The organism is Zymomonas mobilis subsp. pomaceae ATCC 29192 (genome assembly GCF_000218875.1).
Classification (GTDB): domain Bacteria; phylum Pseudomonadota; class Alphaproteobacteria; order Sphingomonadales; family Sphingomonadaceae; genus Zymomonas; species Zymomonas pomaceae.
Genome location: NC_015709.1, coordinates 477,951 through 496,022, shown reverse-complemented (window position 1 = coordinate 496,022; position 18,072 = coordinate 477,951). Strand labels below are relative to the sequence as shown.

Below are 18,072 nucleotides of genomic sequence, written 5' to 3'. Positions count from 1 at the left end.
CAACAAATCGATAACAAAATCGTAATTTGCAAAAATCCGATTTTATAACATTGTAGCCTAGGGTAAGCCTGACAGAAATGTATTTGGGACGGAGAGCGTAAATGACCATCGAATTCATGCGGTCCAGTGATAGCGGCGAAGTAAGTGAACTGCCCCGGATTAGCGTGATTGGCGTCGGTGGCGGCGGCGGAAATGCTGTTGCTAATATGATTGCATCCGATGTACAGGGTGTAGACTTTATTGTAGCTAATACGGATGCACAGGCCTTAAATATCTCTCCGGCCGCGCAACGTATTCAGCTTGGCCCAACGACAACGCAAGGTTTGGGGGCAGGGTCACGTCCCGAAGTAGGGAAAGCTGCTGCTGAAGAAACTATCGAGCAGATTCAAGAAGCGTTAGAAGGGGCTAGAATGTGCTTTATTGCTGCCGGTATGGGCGGCGGTACGGGCACGGGGGCTGCGCCTGTCATCGCAAAAGTAGCACGTGATCGTGGTATTCTGACGGTTGGGGTTGTTACTAAGCCATTTAACTTTGAGGGGAAACGGCGCGCGCGGGCGGCTGAAACGGGTATTGAAGAATTACAAAAACATGTTGATACCCTGATCGTTATTCCGAACCAGAATCTGTTCTTGATTGCGAACCCAAATACAACCTTCAAACAAGCCTTTGAAATGGCGGATGAAGTATTACAACAGGGTGTTCGGGGTATTACAGATTTGATGGTTCGTCCTGGTCTTATCAATCTCGATTTTGCTGATATCCGTTCTGTAATGAGTGAAATGGGTAAAGCGATGATGGGAACCGGAGAAGCCTCGGGTGATAACCGTGCCATTGAAGCAGCAGAAAAAGCCATTGCCAATCCGTTGCTTGATGGCGTTTCCATGAATGGTGCACGCGGTGTTATCGTGTCGATTATCGGTGGCGATGATATGACGCTTATGGAAATGGATGAAGCCGCTAATCATATTCGTGAATTGGTCGATGAAGATGCCAATATCATCTTCGGATCAGCTTTTAACGAAGATTTGGATGGACGCATCCGTGTGTCCGTTGTGGCAACAGGGATTGATTCCAATCAAAAGGAATCAGTGGAAGAGAATAAAGAGTATACAAACCTGAATACACCGCTTTCAGGTCATAATACGGCATCCTCTGCACCTTTATCTAACGCGCAGCAATCTGTTGCGTCCCAGCATTCTTCTCCCAGAATGGCAGCGCCGCAATCCCATCCTGTTGAAGAGGAACTCTTGCTGGGGAAAGAGACTTTAACACCTTCCGTTAAAAACGAAATGCCCTCTTCTGTTGCTTCACCAAAGCAGACTGAAGAATCCCAGCCTTCAGGTTGGTCAAATGAACCCAATCGTCCAGCGCCTCGCTTGGTACGGGAAGGCAGCACTTTATTTGAACGGATGTCCAATATTGCCCGGGGGACGGATCGCAAAGATAATGCAACAGAAACGCGTGGACGTGTTGATATTCCACAGTTTCTTAACCGTCAGGGTAACTAACTGAAGACTATATTTTAAGTTAATTTTTCAGGCTGTTTTTGTTACCTTATATCTAAGGATAACAAAAACAGCCATTTTATTACTTCAAAGCTGGGATTAGAGTATAAACCGATAAGATCTTTAATAAAAAAGGCATTTTATCGGATATCAGCTATTCTTTGTCGCTTTATGCTTGCGTTCGGTAAAACAGTTGGCTTTCTAGCCTTCATGGCTATTGATACGAAAAAATTTACACATGATACTTTTTCCTGTTCAATTATAAAAACGGGATTTCGGTTTCATCCGTTTTCAGGGATCACAGAAAAAATAGCATCCCTTAAGATGCGATATATTTTCAAAGCGGTCATTGCCAGCTTATTAGTTTCAACCTCTATTGCCCCTTGTACTGCCCTACATGCCCAAACTGCTGAAAATCAAACAGATAAACCCGATCTTACTGTTTATTTGCGCCGACTGGCAGCGCAACCCCATGACATAAATGCCTTGATCGGAGCGGGCCTCGCTTCTTATCGAGCAGGGGATATGCATGCGGCTCTTGGCTTTTTAACCCGTGCAGAAAATATGGCACCCCATGATGGTAAAGTAAAAGCGGCTTTGGGATCTATTTTTATTCAGCAAGAAAAACCTCAACAAGCCCTTAAATATTTTCATGAAGCGATTTCAAACGGAATACCGCCCGCAACATTAGCCAGCGACACAGGGCTTGCTTATGATCTGATGGGGAATAATGGAAAGGCTACATCGGCTTATGAAATGGCTTTGACGAGCCATCCCGATGATGAAACAGAAAGACGTTTTGCTTTATCTCAAGCCATAGCGGGCCATACTAATAATGCCCTTACGCTTATAGACCGCCAACTTCGGCAACAAAATCGCGCCGCATGGCGTACGCGGGCTTTAATTCTTGCCTTAAATGGCGATGTCACAGGGGCAACAGGTATTATTAGATCGACGATGCCAGCCGGTTCGGCTGAGGCCATGCTTCCTTTTCTCAATCGATTGCCTAGTCTGTCGCTGCAGGAAAAGGCCGCTGCGGTTCATTTTGGCGATATGAAAACAAAGGATGGTAAATCTTCACAACCTCTTTGGACAGGGAATGACAGTGAAGGCCCCGATACACAGGAAGCTGTTTTGGATCTTAATTTCGATACTATGAGTAATGAAAAATCTTATCGACCAGCAGAAGTTCAGAACCCCTCAACAGAAGTCGGGGAAGATCCTATTAGCCCTCTAACGGTTAAGGATGATGATGAACTTAATACGCCAAAGGCAATCTCTAAAAACGTTCGTAAACTTCCTTCAAAATCGGGGGATAATTTCTCAACAATTGGAAAAGCTCCGCTATCCTCCACGATAGAAAAATCATCCCTCCCAAAGACACAGAAAGAAGATAAAGACACTCTGTCGGTAAAGACAGCCGAAAATGTGGCTATAAAAGATAAAAATAATAAGGTTAGAACTGAGGCAGAAATGCGCGCTTATTGTAAAACAACCCTTGAGGTACCTAAGAATAGCAAGGGCAAAAAGACAAGACAGGCGACAGCTCAGTCTTTAAAAATACTCAATAAGCAGCAGATGCTGAAAATAGATCAATGTCTTGCAACCCAGAAAAGAAATGCCTCAAAGGCAAATAAGATAGATAACAAAGTCGTATCAGAAAAAAGCATTCCAGAAACAAAAACACTGTCCTCAAAGCTTGTTACTGATAGCAAAATAAAAGGGTTATCAAAACCTGATCTTCAAGAGAAAATCGCTGCGGATAGAATAGCAGCTGAGAAAAGTAACGAAAAGAATAGCCCTACCAATACATCTATTCGTTATTGGGTGCAGGTCGCTAGTGGTGAGAATAAAGCCAACCTTCTTGCTGTATGGCAAAAATTATTAACGCGCTATCCTTTATTGAAAACAACGCAACCTTGGACAACACCTTGGCATGCCTCTAACCGTCTCTTGGCAGGACCTTTTTCTTCTGAAGAAAAAGCGCAAGACTTTGTCAATAAATTGAGAAAAAGCGGCTTCTCAACGATTCAGTTTACCTCTCGAAAAGGCATCGTTGTCGAAAGATTAGCCGCCAAATGAAAATTCGTTATCTTCTAACATGTCTGGCAGTGGGTCTATTGACGGGTCTTGGTGGCATGGTTTTATCCTGTTTACTCCATGCCATTCAGCATATGGCTTACGGATACAGTCTATCCCATGTCATCAGTGAAGAAAGTTTTTTGCAAGGCAGTCTTGCTGCTTCTCCCAAAAGACGCTTAATCGTGTTGATTAGTTGCGGCGCTATTGCGGGCATTGGTTGGGGCGCTTTGCGGCATTTTGGTCGTCCCCTTGTCCCTATTCCCAAAGCTGTTGCGGCTGACAAACCTATTATGCCGGTTCTGAAAACGGTTCTACATGTACTACTCCAGATCATTACCGTAGCTTTAGGCTCACCTCTTGGACGAGAGGTAGCCCCTCGCGAACTGGGTAGTCTGATTGGAGAAAGACTGGCTTTTTGGGGAAAATTGTCGGAAGAGCAACGCCGCATTGTTGTCGCTTGTGGGGCAGGCGCGGGTTTAGCGTCAGTCTATAATGTCCCGCTTAGTGGTGCCTTATTCGCCTTGGAAGCGTTACTTATGACTTGGTCACGACCCATCATAATCGTGGCCTTATTAACCTCTGCTCTGGCTGCGCGTATTGCGTGGATAGCTCTGGGTAACAGTATTGTTTATCATGTTCCGCCTTGGCCAATTGATAATGCGTTACTATTTCTTGCTTTCGTCATGGGGCCTGTTTTCGGTCTGATCGCCAACAATTTTAGTTTTTGGGCACAAAAAATAAGCGCTTCTAAATTGAAAGATAACCGTTGGTTGGCATTGGTCGCTATCGGGGCGTTTTCGATCATTGGCCTGATTTCGATGTATTATCCTGAGGTGTTGGGCAATGGCAAAGGCCCCGTTAGTTTAGCATTTAACGATAGTTTGACAGCAAGCACAGCAGGGCAGCTCTTTATTTTAAAAATAGTCGCCCTTTTTCTTGCCTTATGGGCTGGGGCTTATGGTGGTCTTTTAACACCTGGTATTAGTCTTGGGGCTTTATTCGCCGTTGTCATAGGCCACGTCTGGAATCTTTGGCTTCCTCCCATTTCTATAGGCGCTTTTGCTATTATTGGCGGCGCTGCCTTTTTAGCAAGTTCCATGAAAATGCCTATAACAGCTATGATGTTGGTATTGGAATTTGCACGTCCCAGTCATGATTTTTTAATACCTATGCTCCTTAGCGTCGCCGGCTCTGTTGCCGTTAGCTATAGCTTGGATAAAAGAAGGCATATACGACAGACTGCCAATGTTATCAGCCGTCTTGGCTGATCCTTGTCTCGACATATAAACGGGCTTAGGTCATGATACTTTGATGAGCGCTTTTATAGAGCTTGCCCCTTATGCAGCCCACCCTGATTTGACACGGGGGAGACTTCATAATGAAGGGCAGGGCGAGACCCGAGGTCCCAGAAATGCTTTCCAGCGTGATCGGGATCGCATCATCCATTCTATGGCATTTCGTCGGTTGCGTCATAAGACACAGGTATTTATTGCCCCAGAAAGCGACCATTTTCGGGTGCGTCTGACACATAGTTTAGAAGTTGCCCAAATTGGACGTACTATAGCGCGGGTGTTAGGTCTGAATGAAGATCTGACAGAAGCGCTTTGTCTGGCGCATGATATTGGTCATCCTCCTTTTGGGCATGTCGGAGAATTTGCCCTGAAGCGCGCTTTGGAAAAAGTAGGCGGATTCGATCATAATGCGCATAGTTTACGTATTCTGACACATCTGGAATCCCCTTATCCGCGCTGGCGCGGGCTTAATCTTACTTGGGATATGCAAGAGGGATTAGCCAAACATAACGGGCCTGTAAAACATCCCGGTTGGGCTTTGGCTGAAATAAATCAGGCTTTTCCTCTCGATTTAGAAAGTTGGCCTTCTTTAGAAGCACAAGTTGCGGCTCATTCTGATGATATAGCTTATGATAATCACGATTTAGACGACGGGCTACGGGCGGGATTAATTGATTTTGAAGAGGTTATCGAACAACCTTTGATTGCACCTGCATGGCAAGCGGTTAGAAATCGTTATCCTGATTTACCTGAAAAACGGTTGCGACCGGAACTTATTCGGGAACAAATTGGACGCATGGTCAATGATACGATAGTCGAAACGCGCTATCGGCTTGCCGCTTTAAAACCGGAAACTATTGATGATGTCCGCCATATGGGGCAGGCTATTGTTAGTTTTTCAGAAAAAATGGCCGTAGATGAACGTGATTTTAAACGTTTTATGTATGCAAAACTTTATCATCATCCTATTTTATTAGACATGGCAGATAAAGCAGGCCGTATTGTTACGGACTTAATTGAAGCCTATAATGTTGATCCTAGCCTTTTGCCTTCTGATTGGCGGGAGACGCTTCCAGAAAATCCTATTGAACGACAGCGTCATATCGCTGATTTTATTGCCGGTATGACGGATAGCTATGCTTTAAAGCGCTATCAACAGGATATAGGCGCGATCGATATAGCGCTTCATTAAGGAAAGAGATAAATGGTAGGATTTGCTTGTTTCAAAAAATAGATTAGAGGAAGTTCAGTAATCGCCAATTAAGAGTTAATATCTTAATGGATCAGGCGTTTTTTCAATTCTGTTTCACTTGCCTAATGGATTTTTTTAACCGTGACCCTTTATCGCCATTTTGCCGAGCAGCTTTCTTCTATTCTTGATGCCTTGGAATCCAAAGGCCAGCTTCCTGCCGGTATGGATCGCAGTCGGGTTGCTGTTGAACCACCGCGTGATCCTACACATGGCGATCTGGCAATCAATGCGGCTATGGTCTTGGCAAAGGCTGCTAAAAAAGCCCCTCGCGCCTTAGCTGAAATGCTTGTAGCGCCCCTTTCTGCGCTTGAAGGGGTCGCCTCGGTTGAGATCGCAGGCCCTGGTTTTATCAATTTGCGTTTGACAGATGATTGCTGGCGGCAAGAACTCCAAAATATTTTGGCTCAAGGCAATGCTTATGGCCGTTCCGATACTGGAAAAGATATCCGCGTAAATGTTGAATATGTCTCGGCTAATCCAACGGGACCGATGCATATGGGGCATTGTCGGGGAGCCGTCGTCGGGGATGCCTTGGCTTCTCTACTAGGATTCGCTGGCTATCAGGTTACGCGCGAATATTATATCAATGATGCGGGCCAACAGGTGCAAACCCTCGCGCGTTCAGCGCATCTTCGCTATCGGGAAGCGTTGGGCGAAAATATCACGATTCCTGAAGGGTTATATCCCGGTGAATATTTGATAGCAGTCGGCAAAAAACTCGCAGAAAAATATGGTGACCGCTATGTCGATGCGCCGGAATCAGAATGGCTTGTTTTATTTCGGGAAACAGCCGTCGATGCGATGATGGATATGATTCGCGCGGATCTTGCTTTATTGGGTATCCATCACGATAAATTCACGTCAGAGGCCGCACTTCATAAAGCGGGTATCGTCCAAAAAGCCCTTGATAAACTTGAAAAAGAGGGCCTGATTTATAAGGGTATCCTAGAGGCCCCCAAGGGGGAAACGCCTGATGACTGGGAGCCGGTAGAACTTACTTTGTTCCGCGCGACAAAATTCGGTGATGATAGCGATCGTCCCGTGCAAAAATCGGATGGCAGCTATACTTATTTCGGGGCTGATCTCGCTTATCATGCAGAAAAAGCCGCTACAGCAGATCAGTTAGTAGATATTTGGGGTGCCGATCACGCTGGCACTGTCAAGCGCATTAAAGCTGCCGTCGCCGCGCTTACGCAAAACAAAGTCCCCCTTGACGTAAAGTTAGTGCAGATGGTGCATTTGCTGCGCGGTGGTGAGCCGGTCAAGATGTCAAAACGTTCTGGAAACTTCGTCACTTTGGCTGATGTGGTTTCGGAAGTGGGGCGTGACGTTGTCCGGTTTTCTATGTTGACGCGTAAAGCCGATGCTCAAATGGATTTTGATTTTGAAAAGGTTGTTGAAGCCTCCAAAGACAACCCAGTCTTTTATGTGCAATATGCCCATGCACGGATTCATTCTTTACATCGTCGTGCAGAGGCTGAAAGTTTGACGCTTCCGGTGAAGGCTGATCTCACTTTATTGGATAAAGATGAATTGGCCTTGGTACAGCAAGCCGCACAATTCCCTCGTTTAATTGAAGCAGCCGCTGTGGCGCATGAGCCCCATCGTATTGCTTTTTATCTTTTCACGCTGTCAGCAGATTTTCACAGCTTGTGGAATAAAGGTAATGATAACCCCGACCGGCGTTTTTTATTACCAGATCAGCCTGAAAAAACAGCAGCAAGGCTAGCTCTAGCGGATGCTATCGGTCAGGTAATAAGAAACGGACTTGGCGTACTTGGGGTAAGTGCCGCGGAGGAGATGTAGGGAATGGATGATCACGATCAGGAGCACAACGCCATGGATCCCCATGGCAGGCCCCGTGACAATGCACATAATCGTGCTTTCGGAAGGTCAAATGCGCAGGGTTCGTCGCATGATGATAATAATGATGACTTTTACGACCGTCATTCAGATAATACGGACGATTCCGAGGAAGATCGCTTGCCTTGGTTAGAACCTGTCGAGGATGACGATGGTGGCCATAGCGGCAATATTTTTCAGATAATCATTGTCACACTTGTGGGGCTGGTTACCTTAGCTTTATTTGGCGTTGCTCTTTACTGGTGGTTTCATCGTCCTCCAGCCGTCAGTGGAAATGCATCTCTTATTACGGCTGAACCGGGACCTTACAAAACGAAGCCCCGTGATCCAGGCGGGATGAAAATCGAAGGAGAGGGGGAATCCGCTTATGCGGCCAGCGAAGGTAAAGATATTAATTCTTCAATTGATACCTCGGCCCAACCTGAGCAGCCGATGACCATTCCTTCCCAACCGATAGAAACGCCTAAAGCTTCTGTCGTGCCTGTTGCGCCTTCGGTAAAAACCCGCCCAGATGTCGCTAATAACGACATTGAAATGTCTGATATGACAGGTGACACGCGTCATTCACCTGTCAATGCTACAGCCTCTCGTCCGATAGCGGCTACGCCTGTAGTGGCCCCTAAACATGAGGTAGCACCCAAACATGAGACTGAGCCCCGTCAAAAAATGGTGGATCATGCCTCGGTGGCGCTCAATTCTGAAAAAGGGCTTCCAGCCCCTAAACCGGCAAAAGTTGAACATGCCACTGAACCTGCTCATCCTGTTGAGCATAAGACGTCACCCAAAAACAATGAACCTTCTGCAATCGCAGGTGTCATGAGTAATCTGCACAATGAAGCAGGACAAAGTGATGACCATAAAACGACGGCGGTATCAGGGGGCGTTATTCAATTGGGGGCTTTTGGAAGTGAAGCGAAAGCTAACCAAGTATGGGCCCATTTAACAGAGCGCTTTGGTTGGTTAAAACCTCTCCCTCACCAAATTTTAACAGTAAAATTAGGGGAGAAAACCTTTTATCGGTTACGGGCCACTGCAGGTGGGCAAGCCAATGATTTCTGTAGTAAGCTACAGGCGGCTGGTGAGACCTGTGCTCATATCGGTAAATAATTGATTAGGGAGATTAAGGGCATAAATATCTATTTTATGCCCTTAATCTTGTATTCTTTATACTGTTTTTATGCCCAGCGGATGCTATTGCCTCTGACAATAACCCGTTCCGATCAGCTGTGGGGGCTTCGTTATGATAACGACCAATGAAATTCGCCGCTCTTTTCTTGAGTATTTTGCTAAAAATGGCCACCGTATCGTTCCCTCTGCACCTTTAGTGCCGCAAAACGATCCAACCTTGATGTTTGTTAATGCAGGGATGGTGCCTTTTAAAAATACCTTCACAGGTTTAGAGAGCCGACCTTATAAAACCGCAACTTCCTCTCAAAAATGTGTAAGAGCGGGCGGTAAACACAACGATTTGGATAATGTTGGCTATACAGCACGCCATCATACCTTTTTTGAAATGCTCGGCAATTTTTCCTTTGGCGATTATTTCAAAGAACGGGTCATTGAGCTGGCTTGGGGCCTTATTACCAAAGAATGGGGTCTTGATCCTAATCGTCTTTGCGTTACCGTCTATCATACTGATGAAGAGGCCTTTCAACTGTGGCGTAAGATTGCAGGTCTTCCTGAAGATCGTATTATTCGGATTGCGACATCTGATAATTTCTGGTCAATGGGCGATACCGGCCCTTGTGGTCCTTGCTCCGAGATATTTTATGATCACGGCCCTGAAATCCCTGGGGGCCCTCCTGGTTCACCTGATGAAGATGGCGATCGTTTCGTCGAAATATGGAATCTGGTCTTCATGCAATATGAGCAGGTTGACGCAGAAACCCGTTTAGATTTACCGCGACCTTCCATCGATACAGGGATGGGGCTTGAGCGCATTGCTTCGGTGTTACAAGGCGTTCACGACAATTATGATACCGATACTTTCAAAGCCTTAATAGCGGCGTCTGGGGAATTAAGTGGCACGGCTACGGATGGCCAATTCAAAGCATCCCATCGTGTTATCGCCGACCATTTGAGGGCTTCTGGCTTTTTGGTCGCAGATGGTGTTCTGCCTGCCAATGAAGGGCGCGGTTATGTATTACGGCGTATTATGCGCCGTGCCATGCGGCATGCGCATTTGGTAGGCGCAAAAGAGCCGTTGATGTATCGTTTGGTTCCAGCGCTTCTTTCTGAAATGGGGGTCGCTTATCCTGAGTTGGTAAGAGCAAAAGCCCTGATTGAAGAAACGTTAAAATTGGAAGAAACGCGTTTTCGTCAGACTTTAGCGAATGGTCTAAAGATTCTGGAAGAGGAAACGGCACATTTAAAGACCGGAGATACCTTGGCCGGTGAAGTCGCCTTCCGTCTTTATGATACCTATGGCTTCCCTTATGATTTAACCGCTGATGCTTTGCGAGCCCGCGATTTAACGGTTGATCAGGCTGGCTTTGACAAGGCTATGGCAGAACAACGCCGTGCGGCGCGCGCGGCATGGAAAGGTTCCGGCGAAAAAGCATCGGATGAAATCTGGTTTGATATTGCCGATCAATCAGGAAGTACCGAATTCACAGGCTACACAAGCGAAAAAGGTAGCGGGCAGGTCGTTGCCTTAATCAAAGATGGTAAGCGTGTTGAAGTCGCGTCTCAAGGCGATGAAGTAACGATCATTACCAATCAAACGCCTTTTTATGGTGAAAGTGGTGGCCAAAAGGGTGATACGGGAGTGATTACCGACAGTAAGGATTTAAAAGTCCTTATTACCGATACTCAAAAACCTTTGGGTCGACTTCATGCCCATATGGGTAAAATCGAAAAAGGACAGATCAAAATCGGCGATGACCTCCAAATGGCCGTCGATATTGAACATCGTAATCGTTTAAGAGCTAATCACTCTGCTACGCATCTGCTTCATGCAGCTCTACGCGATACATTAGGTCAACATGTTTCCCAAAAAGGCAGCATGGTTTCTGCTGATCGGCTACGCTTCGATTTTTCCCATCAGAAAGCGTTATCAGACCAAGAAATTGCTACTATTGAAGCAGAAGTTAACCGACAAATTCTTGGAAATGCGCCTGTCTCTACACGATTAATGACGCCAGAAGCTGCCGTTGAAGCAGGCGCTATGGCTTTATTCGGCGAGAAATATGGTGATGAAGTTCGTGTGCTCTCTATGGGTAAAACCATTACGCAGGATAGTGACGAAATTGCATGGTCGGTAGAATTATGCGGTGGAACCCATGTTTCTGATTTAGGGAAGATTGGTCTGTTCCATATCATCAGCGAAACGGCGGTTTCTTCGGGTATCCGGCGCATTGAGGCGGTTACAGGCGAAGCGGCAAGAGTATGGTTGGTTGATCGTGATCGCCTCTTACGTGAAGCCGCTTCTATATTGCGGGTTGTTCCAGAAGACGTGCCCCTTCGGACTGCGGCGCTTATAGAAGAACGCCGGAAATCAGAGCGCGCTTTATCGGATGCTAAAAAGGCGTTGGCTTTAGCGAGTGCTAATGGGGGCCAAGTAGGACAAGAAGCTAAACCAGAAAAAGTCGGCTCTTATCAGTTTATCGGTCAGGTTATGGAAGGACTTGATCCTAAAGCCTTACGGGGACTGATTGATGAGAACAAGAAAGTCCTTGGATCTGGCATCGTTGCGCTGATTACGATCAATGAAGGTCGCGCTTCCGTTGCCATTGGGATCACGGATGATCTTAAAGATAAGCTGAGTGCCGTTGATCTCGTTCGTAAAGCCGTTGAGCTGTTAGGCGGTAAAGGCGGCGGTGGCCGACCTGATATGGCGCAGGGTGGCGGTCCTGATGGTAATGAAGCCCCTAAGGCTTTAGAGGCTATTCGTCAGCTTTTAGAAAACGCCTAATCTAATCTGAATTATTAGGGATAATAAAGGCTCTGAGTAAAATCAGAGCCTTTATATTTATAGAATTCTCAGATTTCAGACTTCCGGCATAATATTAGGCGTGTGCCGTATCGCATGCACATTACCTTCTCGCGCTGCTTTTAAAACATTTTCCCGCATTGATGAGCGTTTTTCATGAATAGCGGCAACGGCATGACCTGTTGAAACGCCAAGAGAAATTAAGGTAGCCTCTGCCAAGCGGAGAGAGCTTTCTAAAGTCTCTGCAACAATATCGGTCGCCCCCGCCTGAAAAAGCTGGGCGGCATGGCGAGAGTCACTGGCACGCGCAATGATAATCAAATCAGGGTAAATTGTATGAATACGATGGACGACATTGACCATAGATACCGGATCATTAATGGCCAAAACAACAGCTTGGATATGACTGCCCAGGCGCATAATTAAGGCTGGATTACCAATATCGCCGAACATGGCCTGATAACCGTCCCGTTTAGCATTGATTACCAAATCAATGTCAGAATCGATTGCCAGATAGGGCTTTTTCTCTGCGATCAAAACATCTGCAATCGTTCGACCAACGCGACCAATACCAGCGATAATAGTCCGATTATCTATATCGTCGTCTGGTTCTTCATTGGAAGGTGTAGCCACTTCATGTTCTCGTAAGGCAAGGCGCAGCGAAATCATATGCCCAATTTTGGCTAATAAAGGCGTAATCGTTAGCCCAATAGCGGTTACGATTTCCCAAAAAGCCGCCGTTGAGGGCATAACTAACTGGGCTTGCCGTGCTGTTGCTAAAATAACCAAGGTCGTTTCAGACGGCGCCGACATAAGGAGGCCGGATTCTGTAGCGGTTGCTAAACGCACATGCGTCAAACGTAAAAGACCGGCGGTTACAATTGTTTTTACGATAACAACCCCTGCGACGCCTAAGGCCAGAGATTGCCAGTTAGCCATAATAAGCCGTAGATCAAGGCTCATACCGACAGTTAACAAAAAGACACCCAAGGCAAGCCGCTGAAAAGGTAAAACCACAATTTCAACTTCAACATGATAATCGGTTTCTGCGATTAAAAGGCCAGCGGTCAGCGCCCCGACAATAGGAGAAAGACCAACAGCACTAGTGGCGACAGAGGCTAAAATAACTACTAATAAACTGATAGATAGAAAGACTTCTGAGCTTTTTGTACGTGCCGCTTGGGCAAACAATGTAGGTAAGGCAAAACGTCCTAGTACAAGAATCGCAATAACGGTCGCCCCACCTTGCCATAAGGTAGAAATCAGGCCGTCCCATCGATTATCTTGCGCATAAGGGGCCATCGCTCCTAACGCAAAGATAATAGGCACTAAGGCTAGATCTTCAAAAAGTAGGATAGCAAAAGCATTTTTGCCAACCGGACCTGTTGTTCCTACCATTGGTAGAACCAAGGCTGTTGAAGATACGCTGAGCGCTAGGCCCATACCGATCGCGCCAGCCCAGTTTTCACCCAAAATATAGAGACCAGTTCCGATCAAGAGGCCACAGCCCAAGAGTTTCCCCGTACCCAGACCAAAAACAGATCGACGCATAGCCCACAGGCGTTTGAAAGATAACTCAAGCCCGATAGAAAACAGCATTAAAACGATACCGAAGTCGGCAAAGGGCTCTAAGCCATCAGGTTCGGAAATTGTAATATGTTTTAGCCAAGGATAATCTGCAGCAAGAGAACCCAGCCCTTTAGGCCCTAAAAGTATACCCGCTAAAATAAAGCCGATTACCGGTGATACTCTAAAGCGTGCGAACGCCGGAATGATAAGACCTGCAGCGCCTAAAATCACAAGAGAGTCACTGAAGAGTGAAGAGTTCATCTGCATAAGAATGCATTATCCATAATTAAGGCCCACTATCCTTCTAGGAAAAATAACATTAACGTTTTTATAATAGTAAATAGAATAAAAATCCTCTGCCTTCCTTCTTTTTATAGAAAATTTTTTTTGTTAAAAATGGGAAATTTAATTTTTATATAATGTCATATAAATATAAATATAGGCTTTTTTTATACTGATAAATTTAAAAAATAATTGGTTTTTTACGTGGTGAAGCCTAAAAAATACTTATTATCCGTATCTTATAAAAATCGATCATCTTAACTTTTGATGCAAAAATACCATGCATAAAGGTTATTGTTTCCTCCAATTCAAAATAAGGGTTGGAGCTCGCATCCGAGGCGTTAAACATTTTTCCTTGAATAGAACAAGAATGTATAAAATTAGGCACAGAAATAGCTGACAAATGCACTATACTGCGATAAGAGCCGCTTTGATTTCACCTGCTAAAGCGATAGTGTAAAAACATATAACAGAGGATAGGCGCTATCTTGTTTCAAACCTTTTCTAATTGCTTTATCTGGTGTCTTATGCTTGTCGAATAACTGTTTTTCGGCCAGATAAGAAACAACAAAATGGTTAAATGATTCTGTATTATTGATCGTCAGCGTAAGGGGCCGCTAAGACAGATGATTTTTACTAAAAAATAATATTATAAAAATAAAATATAAAAAATCCTTATGGAGAGGATAAGATGAAAAAGCATTTAAAAGTAACAAAGGCTGCGCAATGGGCCTTGGCCTTATCGATAGCGACCTCTTCTGCCGAGGCATGGGCTGATCCCTTAGGGAATTGGCTGGCTAAAGTTAATAACCATCACAAATCAAAAGCAGCCGCAACAGAACAAGTGGAACCAGCCGAGCAGGCGGACGAACCTATCCCTTCTGCTCAGACCTCCCAAACACAAGCCGCTCAGCCGGAGGCTACGACTGAAAAGCGTCAAGCTATCCCTCAAACGGATACTGACAGCATCAGCCAATCTTCTGATGAAAATGATGATCAGGGGCAAGAAGAACCCAAAGAAACAGTTTCTATTCCACATCAACATGTTTCTCCAGCGCCTTTCCCTTGGGCTGCGTTGACGGTTGGTAGCAGTGAATTACATCCCGAAGAGCATCGTCAGTCAGTCAGTCAAGGCGGTACAGTTGAAGAAGGTATCGAAAATAAAGGTTTAGTCGATAGTATTGTCGGCGCGGCACGCGGCAGACATAATGCATTGGGTTGGATCGGTGTCGGTGATAACAGTGTTATGCTAGCCCGTGATCCCAAAGACCGTGGTATCTTTGGAACATGGCTTGGTATTAAACCTTGGTTACGAGATAAAGGTATTGATATTCAGTCCTCAATGGGCGGTGTTGAAACCGCATTTAATGCGCGTGGTGGCGACCGACAGTCAATACGAACGGCTTACCAATGGTTAGTCCAGGCAAGCTTTGACATGGAACGTTTGGGGGTTGTTAAAGGCGGTAAATTTAACTTCATGATGACCAAGCGTGGTGGTGGACAGCTGGAACAAGCTATCAACGCAACAACCCTTACCGAAATGCAAGAAGTTTATGGTCGTGGTAATATTTGGCGCTTGATTGAAGGTTCCTATGAACAACAGATTGGCCGATTCAATATCAAAGTAGGTCGTCTGACTGAAAATAACGAATTTGGTATGGCCTTGACGGGATGTTCATTCATGAGCTTGGGCTTCTGCGGTAACCAAGCGGGTAACCTTGTCGGGGATTACTGGTATAACTGGCCAGTTTCAAACTGGGCAGGCCGTGTTTTCTATCAAATTTCAAAAGAAGTCTCGATTGGGGCCGGTGCTTTCGATGTAAATCGAAAGAATATTACCGGTAGAGTGCTTCACGAAAACTTTTATATGGATAATCCATTTCATCCAGAAGCCGGTTTATATATCGGTGAAGTTAAATGGGCACCTAAATTTGGTAGAGAAAATAACTTAGACGGTCTCTTCAAATTTGATGGTTGGTATACTGACGATAAATCTTATAACCTGCGTTATTATCAGGATATTGCCACCTCAACCGGTGGTTATACTAGCGGAGGACCCGAAGTTCGCGGGCGTTATGGTGCCTATGTAACGGCGGAACAGCAGGTATTACGCTTTGACGATCATCGCCAATTAACTGTCGCTTTCCGTGCTTTGAAAGCGGACGCTAGAACGAACAAAGAAACAGCTCAGGTTTCGGCCTATGCCATTCTGTTTGGCGTTTCTAAAGCGCGTCCTGACGATTGGGTCGGTATCGGTAGTGGTACAACATGGTTAAGTAACAGTTTCCTAAGAAGTCAGGCTTTATCATCTGTTAATCGTCATCAAGAATATTATTCAGAAATTTTCTATAATGTTCAGGTGTCACCTGCCGTCTTCTTACGGCCTAACTTCCAATATGTGGTTCATCCGGGTGGGTACTATGCCAATGGGCCTGTAAACACGCCTTATAATTATAACTCTAAAAATATTGTTCTTATTGGTCTCAAGAGTGGTTGGGTGTTCTAATCTGATAGAGGCTGATTTGATCCGGTTATTAGACGCTTTCTTTAATAACCGGATTAAAATGATAATTTTTAAATAAAAATATAATGATTTATTAAATATTCTATTGATCCATATTTTTTAATACTTCATTAATTTCTAAATTGTTCGCATTTTTTCTTATAGTGCATTTTCCATGCCGCACAAATATACAAATATTTTCCAGTGTTTTTTCATTTTTTTGATTATGACAATGGAAAATCCGATATTCGGCAGGTAGTTTTTCACGAAACGTAATAGGCGTAATTACTGCATTAACAGCGGGTGAAAGGCTTTCCATCGTTTGGGATATAGGCGTGGATGATATAGAAGACGATAAAATATAAATTGGTATATTCTTGTGTAGCAAACTATATCCACCAGTTTTCCAGTAAGGAATATGAAAGAAAATAAGACCACATAGGTTAGGAATAGTTTTTGCATCTTTTTCTGATAGTAATATACCGTTATATTGATACCAATGTATAACATTAGGGGTAGAACATAATAGTGAAGCACCTCCCCAAAAAATAAAAATTGATATTTTTAATAATTTTTTAGGTAAAATAGACCAGTATTTTGTGAATTCTTCTACAAGAAGTGCGCTACCGATAGCACCTAGTATAATCAATATACCACTACTTAAGAAAACAAAACGATATTCTTTGTGAGCAATTAGCATATGAAAAATAATATTGACGAGAGCAGTACCTAATAATGATGGATAATAACGAGTTGCTTTTAATATAGGCCAAGGTAAAATAATAAATAATATTTTCCAATTATTATGAATATCTGAAAAATATGTATAAAGAGGAGAAATCCCATAATCATCTGAACGATGATAAATAAGATTTTGTTGTATATTCTCAAAAAACCAAAGTAATGGTATTTGTCCTATGGCAAGGTCTGCGATACAGCTTAAAAATAAGGCTATAGCAGCGCCAATAATCAGAAATAACCAACTCTTCCATTTATTTTTTAGAATAAATAATGTTAAAAAAGTAATAGCTGGTAAGTATTGAAATCTTAATAAAGCTGAAAGTCCAAGCAAAAAACCAGATATTATTATATGATTTTTGTTTTTATTATTAGATAATAATAAATAAGCTGCAGGCATAAACGCTGAAAAAGAAAGAGATTCCGTTAGCGGATGGGCTGCAAATAAGACAATTTCATACCACGTAGCCGCTACGAAAGCGGATAACAAAGCAACAAAAAAGGAAAACTGACGTCCTAGATTATAGGCCGCCCAAATCACGCCTAAAGATAAAATAGCCCCCAAAATATGAGGCAGTTGCCAATATAAAAAGCTATTAGGCGCTATAAAATCACCGACTTTCATGGCTGCGCCTAAGAGAACAGAAACCAAACCCCCTCGCATTCCATAGCGATATTCCCAAGGTATAACACCATATCCGAAAGTCAAACGATGGGCTTGTTCCAGATACTGAAAAATTTCATCAGGATGATAAATGCCTAAAGGCCAAATTGCACTCATTCTTAATAGAAAAGCTAATATAAAAATAAAATAAATAGCAAAAATTTTTCGTTTATTCGTAAAAATATGAAATGTAATAGCGCGCTTATTATCATCCGCCATTATTATGGTTCCATTTCTAGGAAAATATTTATTTTTTTATTCAAAAAAAAAGAACTTCTTTTATTAACACTAAATATATATTTTTATTAAGCTCATTTGCACTCTAAATGGATACAAAATAAGAATAATGCATTCTATTTCTGGATATTGTTTCAATTAAACAAATTGATAT

General features: G+C 43.9%; 10 protein-coding genes. 8 read left to right on the top strand and 2 right to left on the bottom strand.

The window, feature by feature from the left end:
- Positions 1-101 precede the first annotated feature (101 nt).
- The 7 genes from ftsZ (at position 102) to alaS (ending at position 11,907) form a co-directional block, all read left to right on the top strand.
- Positions 102-1,508 (top strand): cell division protein FtsZ, encoded by a 1,407-nt coding sequence (gene ftsZ, locus ZYMOP_RS02190; protein WP_013933728.1) that lies wholly within the window; start codon positions 102-104, stop codon positions 1,506-1,508.
- Between the two features lie 321 nt (positions 1,509-1,829).
- Positions 1,830-3,587, top strand: coding sequence for an SPOR domain-containing protein (locus ZYMOP_RS02185; RefSeq protein ID WP_252507433.1), 1,758 nt, complete (start codon positions 1,830-1,832; stop codon positions 3,585-3,587).
- Complete coding sequence (locus tag ZYMOP_RS02180; protein WP_013933726.1) at positions 3,584-4,855, top strand: chloride channel protein; 1,272 nt, start codon at positions 3,584-3,586, stop codon at positions 4,853-4,855. The genes ZYMOP_RS02185 and ZYMOP_RS02180 overlap by 4 nt, the downstream gene beginning before the upstream one ends.
- A 43-nt stretch (positions 4,856-4,898) precedes the next feature.
- Positions 4,899-6,071, top strand: a complete 1,173-nt coding sequence (locus ZYMOP_RS02175) for a deoxyguanosinetriphosphate triphosphohydrolase (protein ID WP_013933725.1) — start codon at positions 4,899-4,901, stop codon at positions 6,069-6,071.
- 141 nt (positions 6,072-6,212) lie between these two features.
- Positions 6,213-7,937 carry an arginine--tRNA ligase gene (argS, locus tag ZYMOP_RS02170; RefSeq protein ID WP_013933724.1) on the top strand — a complete coding sequence of 575 codons (1,725 nt, stop codon included), beginning with the start codon at positions 6,213-6,215 and terminating at the stop codon, positions 7,935-7,937.
- A 3-nt stretch (positions 7,938-7,940) separates the two neighbouring features.
- Positions 7,941-9,101: an SPOR domain-containing protein gene (locus ZYMOP_RS02165; RefSeq protein ID WP_013933723.1), complete on the top strand. Its 1,161-nt coding sequence runs from the start codon at positions 7,941-7,943 to the stop codon at positions 9,099-9,101.
- Positions 9,102-9,234: 133 nt separating this feature from the next.
- Positions 9,235-11,907: an alanine--tRNA ligase gene (gene alaS, locus ZYMOP_RS02160; RefSeq protein ID WP_013933722.1), complete on the top strand. Its 2,673-nt coding sequence runs from the start codon at positions 9,235-9,237 to the stop codon at positions 11,905-11,907.
- 75 nt (positions 11,908-11,982) lie between these two features.
- On the opposite strand, the gene ZYMOP_RS02155 is transcribed toward alaS, so the two are convergent.
- The gene (locus ZYMOP_RS02155) at positions 11,983-13,761 is read right to left on the bottom strand and encodes a cation:proton antiporter domain-containing protein (RefSeq protein ID WP_013933721.1); all 1,779 of its coding nucleotides are present in this window, start codon (positions 13,759-13,761) and stop codon (positions 11,983-11,985) included.
- A gap of 706 nt (positions 13,762-14,467) precedes the next feature.
- Between ZYMOP_RS02155 and ZYMOP_RS02150 the strand changes: the two genes are divergently transcribed.
- Positions 14,468-16,282 (top strand): carbohydrate porin, encoded by a 1,815-nt coding sequence (locus ZYMOP_RS02150; RefSeq protein ID WP_013933720.1) that lies wholly within the window; start codon positions 14,468-14,470, stop codon positions 16,280-16,282.
- Between the two features lie 100 nt (positions 16,283-16,382).
- On the opposite strand, the gene ZYMOP_RS02145 is transcribed toward ZYMOP_RS02150, so the two are convergent.
- Positions 16,383-17,900 (bottom strand): glycosyltransferase family protein, encoded by a 1,518-nt coding sequence (locus ZYMOP_RS02145; RefSeq protein ID WP_013933719.1) that lies wholly within the window; start codon positions 17,898-17,900, stop codon positions 16,383-16,385.
- Positions 17,901-18,072: the final 172 nt, after the last annotated feature.

What these genes read in the sequence shown, in the direction of transcription:
- ZYMOP_RS02145 (WP_013933719.1), bottom strand. Translation starts at nt 17,900, where the DNA reads ATGGCGGATGATAATAAGCGCGCTATTACATTTCATATTTTTACGAAT.
- ftsZ (WP_013933728.1), top strand. Translation starts at nt 102, where the DNA reads ATGACCATCGAATTCATGCGGTCCAGTGATAGCGGCGAAGTAAGTGAA.
- ZYMOP_RS02150 (WP_013933720.1), top strand. Translation starts at nt 14,468, where the DNA reads ATGAAAAAGCATTTAAAAGTAACAAAGGCTGCGCAATGGGCCTTGGCC.
- ZYMOP_RS02175 (WP_013933725.1), top strand. Translation starts at nt 4,899, where the DNA reads ATGAGCGCTTTTATAGAGCTTGCCCCTTATGCAGCCCACCCTGATTTG.
- ZYMOP_RS02185 (WP_252507433.1), top strand. Translation starts at nt 1,830, where the DNA reads ATGCGATATATTTTCAAAGCGGTCATTGCCAGCTTATTAGTTTCAACC.
- ZYMOP_RS02155 (WP_013933721.1), bottom strand. Translation starts at nt 13,761, where the DNA reads ATGCAGATGAACTCTTCACTCTTCAGTGACTCTCTTGTGATTTTAGGC.
- alaS (WP_013933722.1), top strand. Translation starts at nt 9,235, where the DNA reads ATGATAACGACCAATGAAATTCGCCGCTCTTTTCTTGAGTATTTTGCT.
- ZYMOP_RS02165 (WP_013933723.1), top strand. Translation starts at nt 7,941, where the DNA reads ATGGATGATCACGATCAGGAGCACAACGCCATGGATCCCCATGGCAGG.
- ZYMOP_RS02180 (WP_013933726.1), top strand. Translation starts at nt 3,584, where the DNA reads ATGAAAATTCGTTATCTTCTAACATGTCTGGCAGTGGGTCTATTGACG.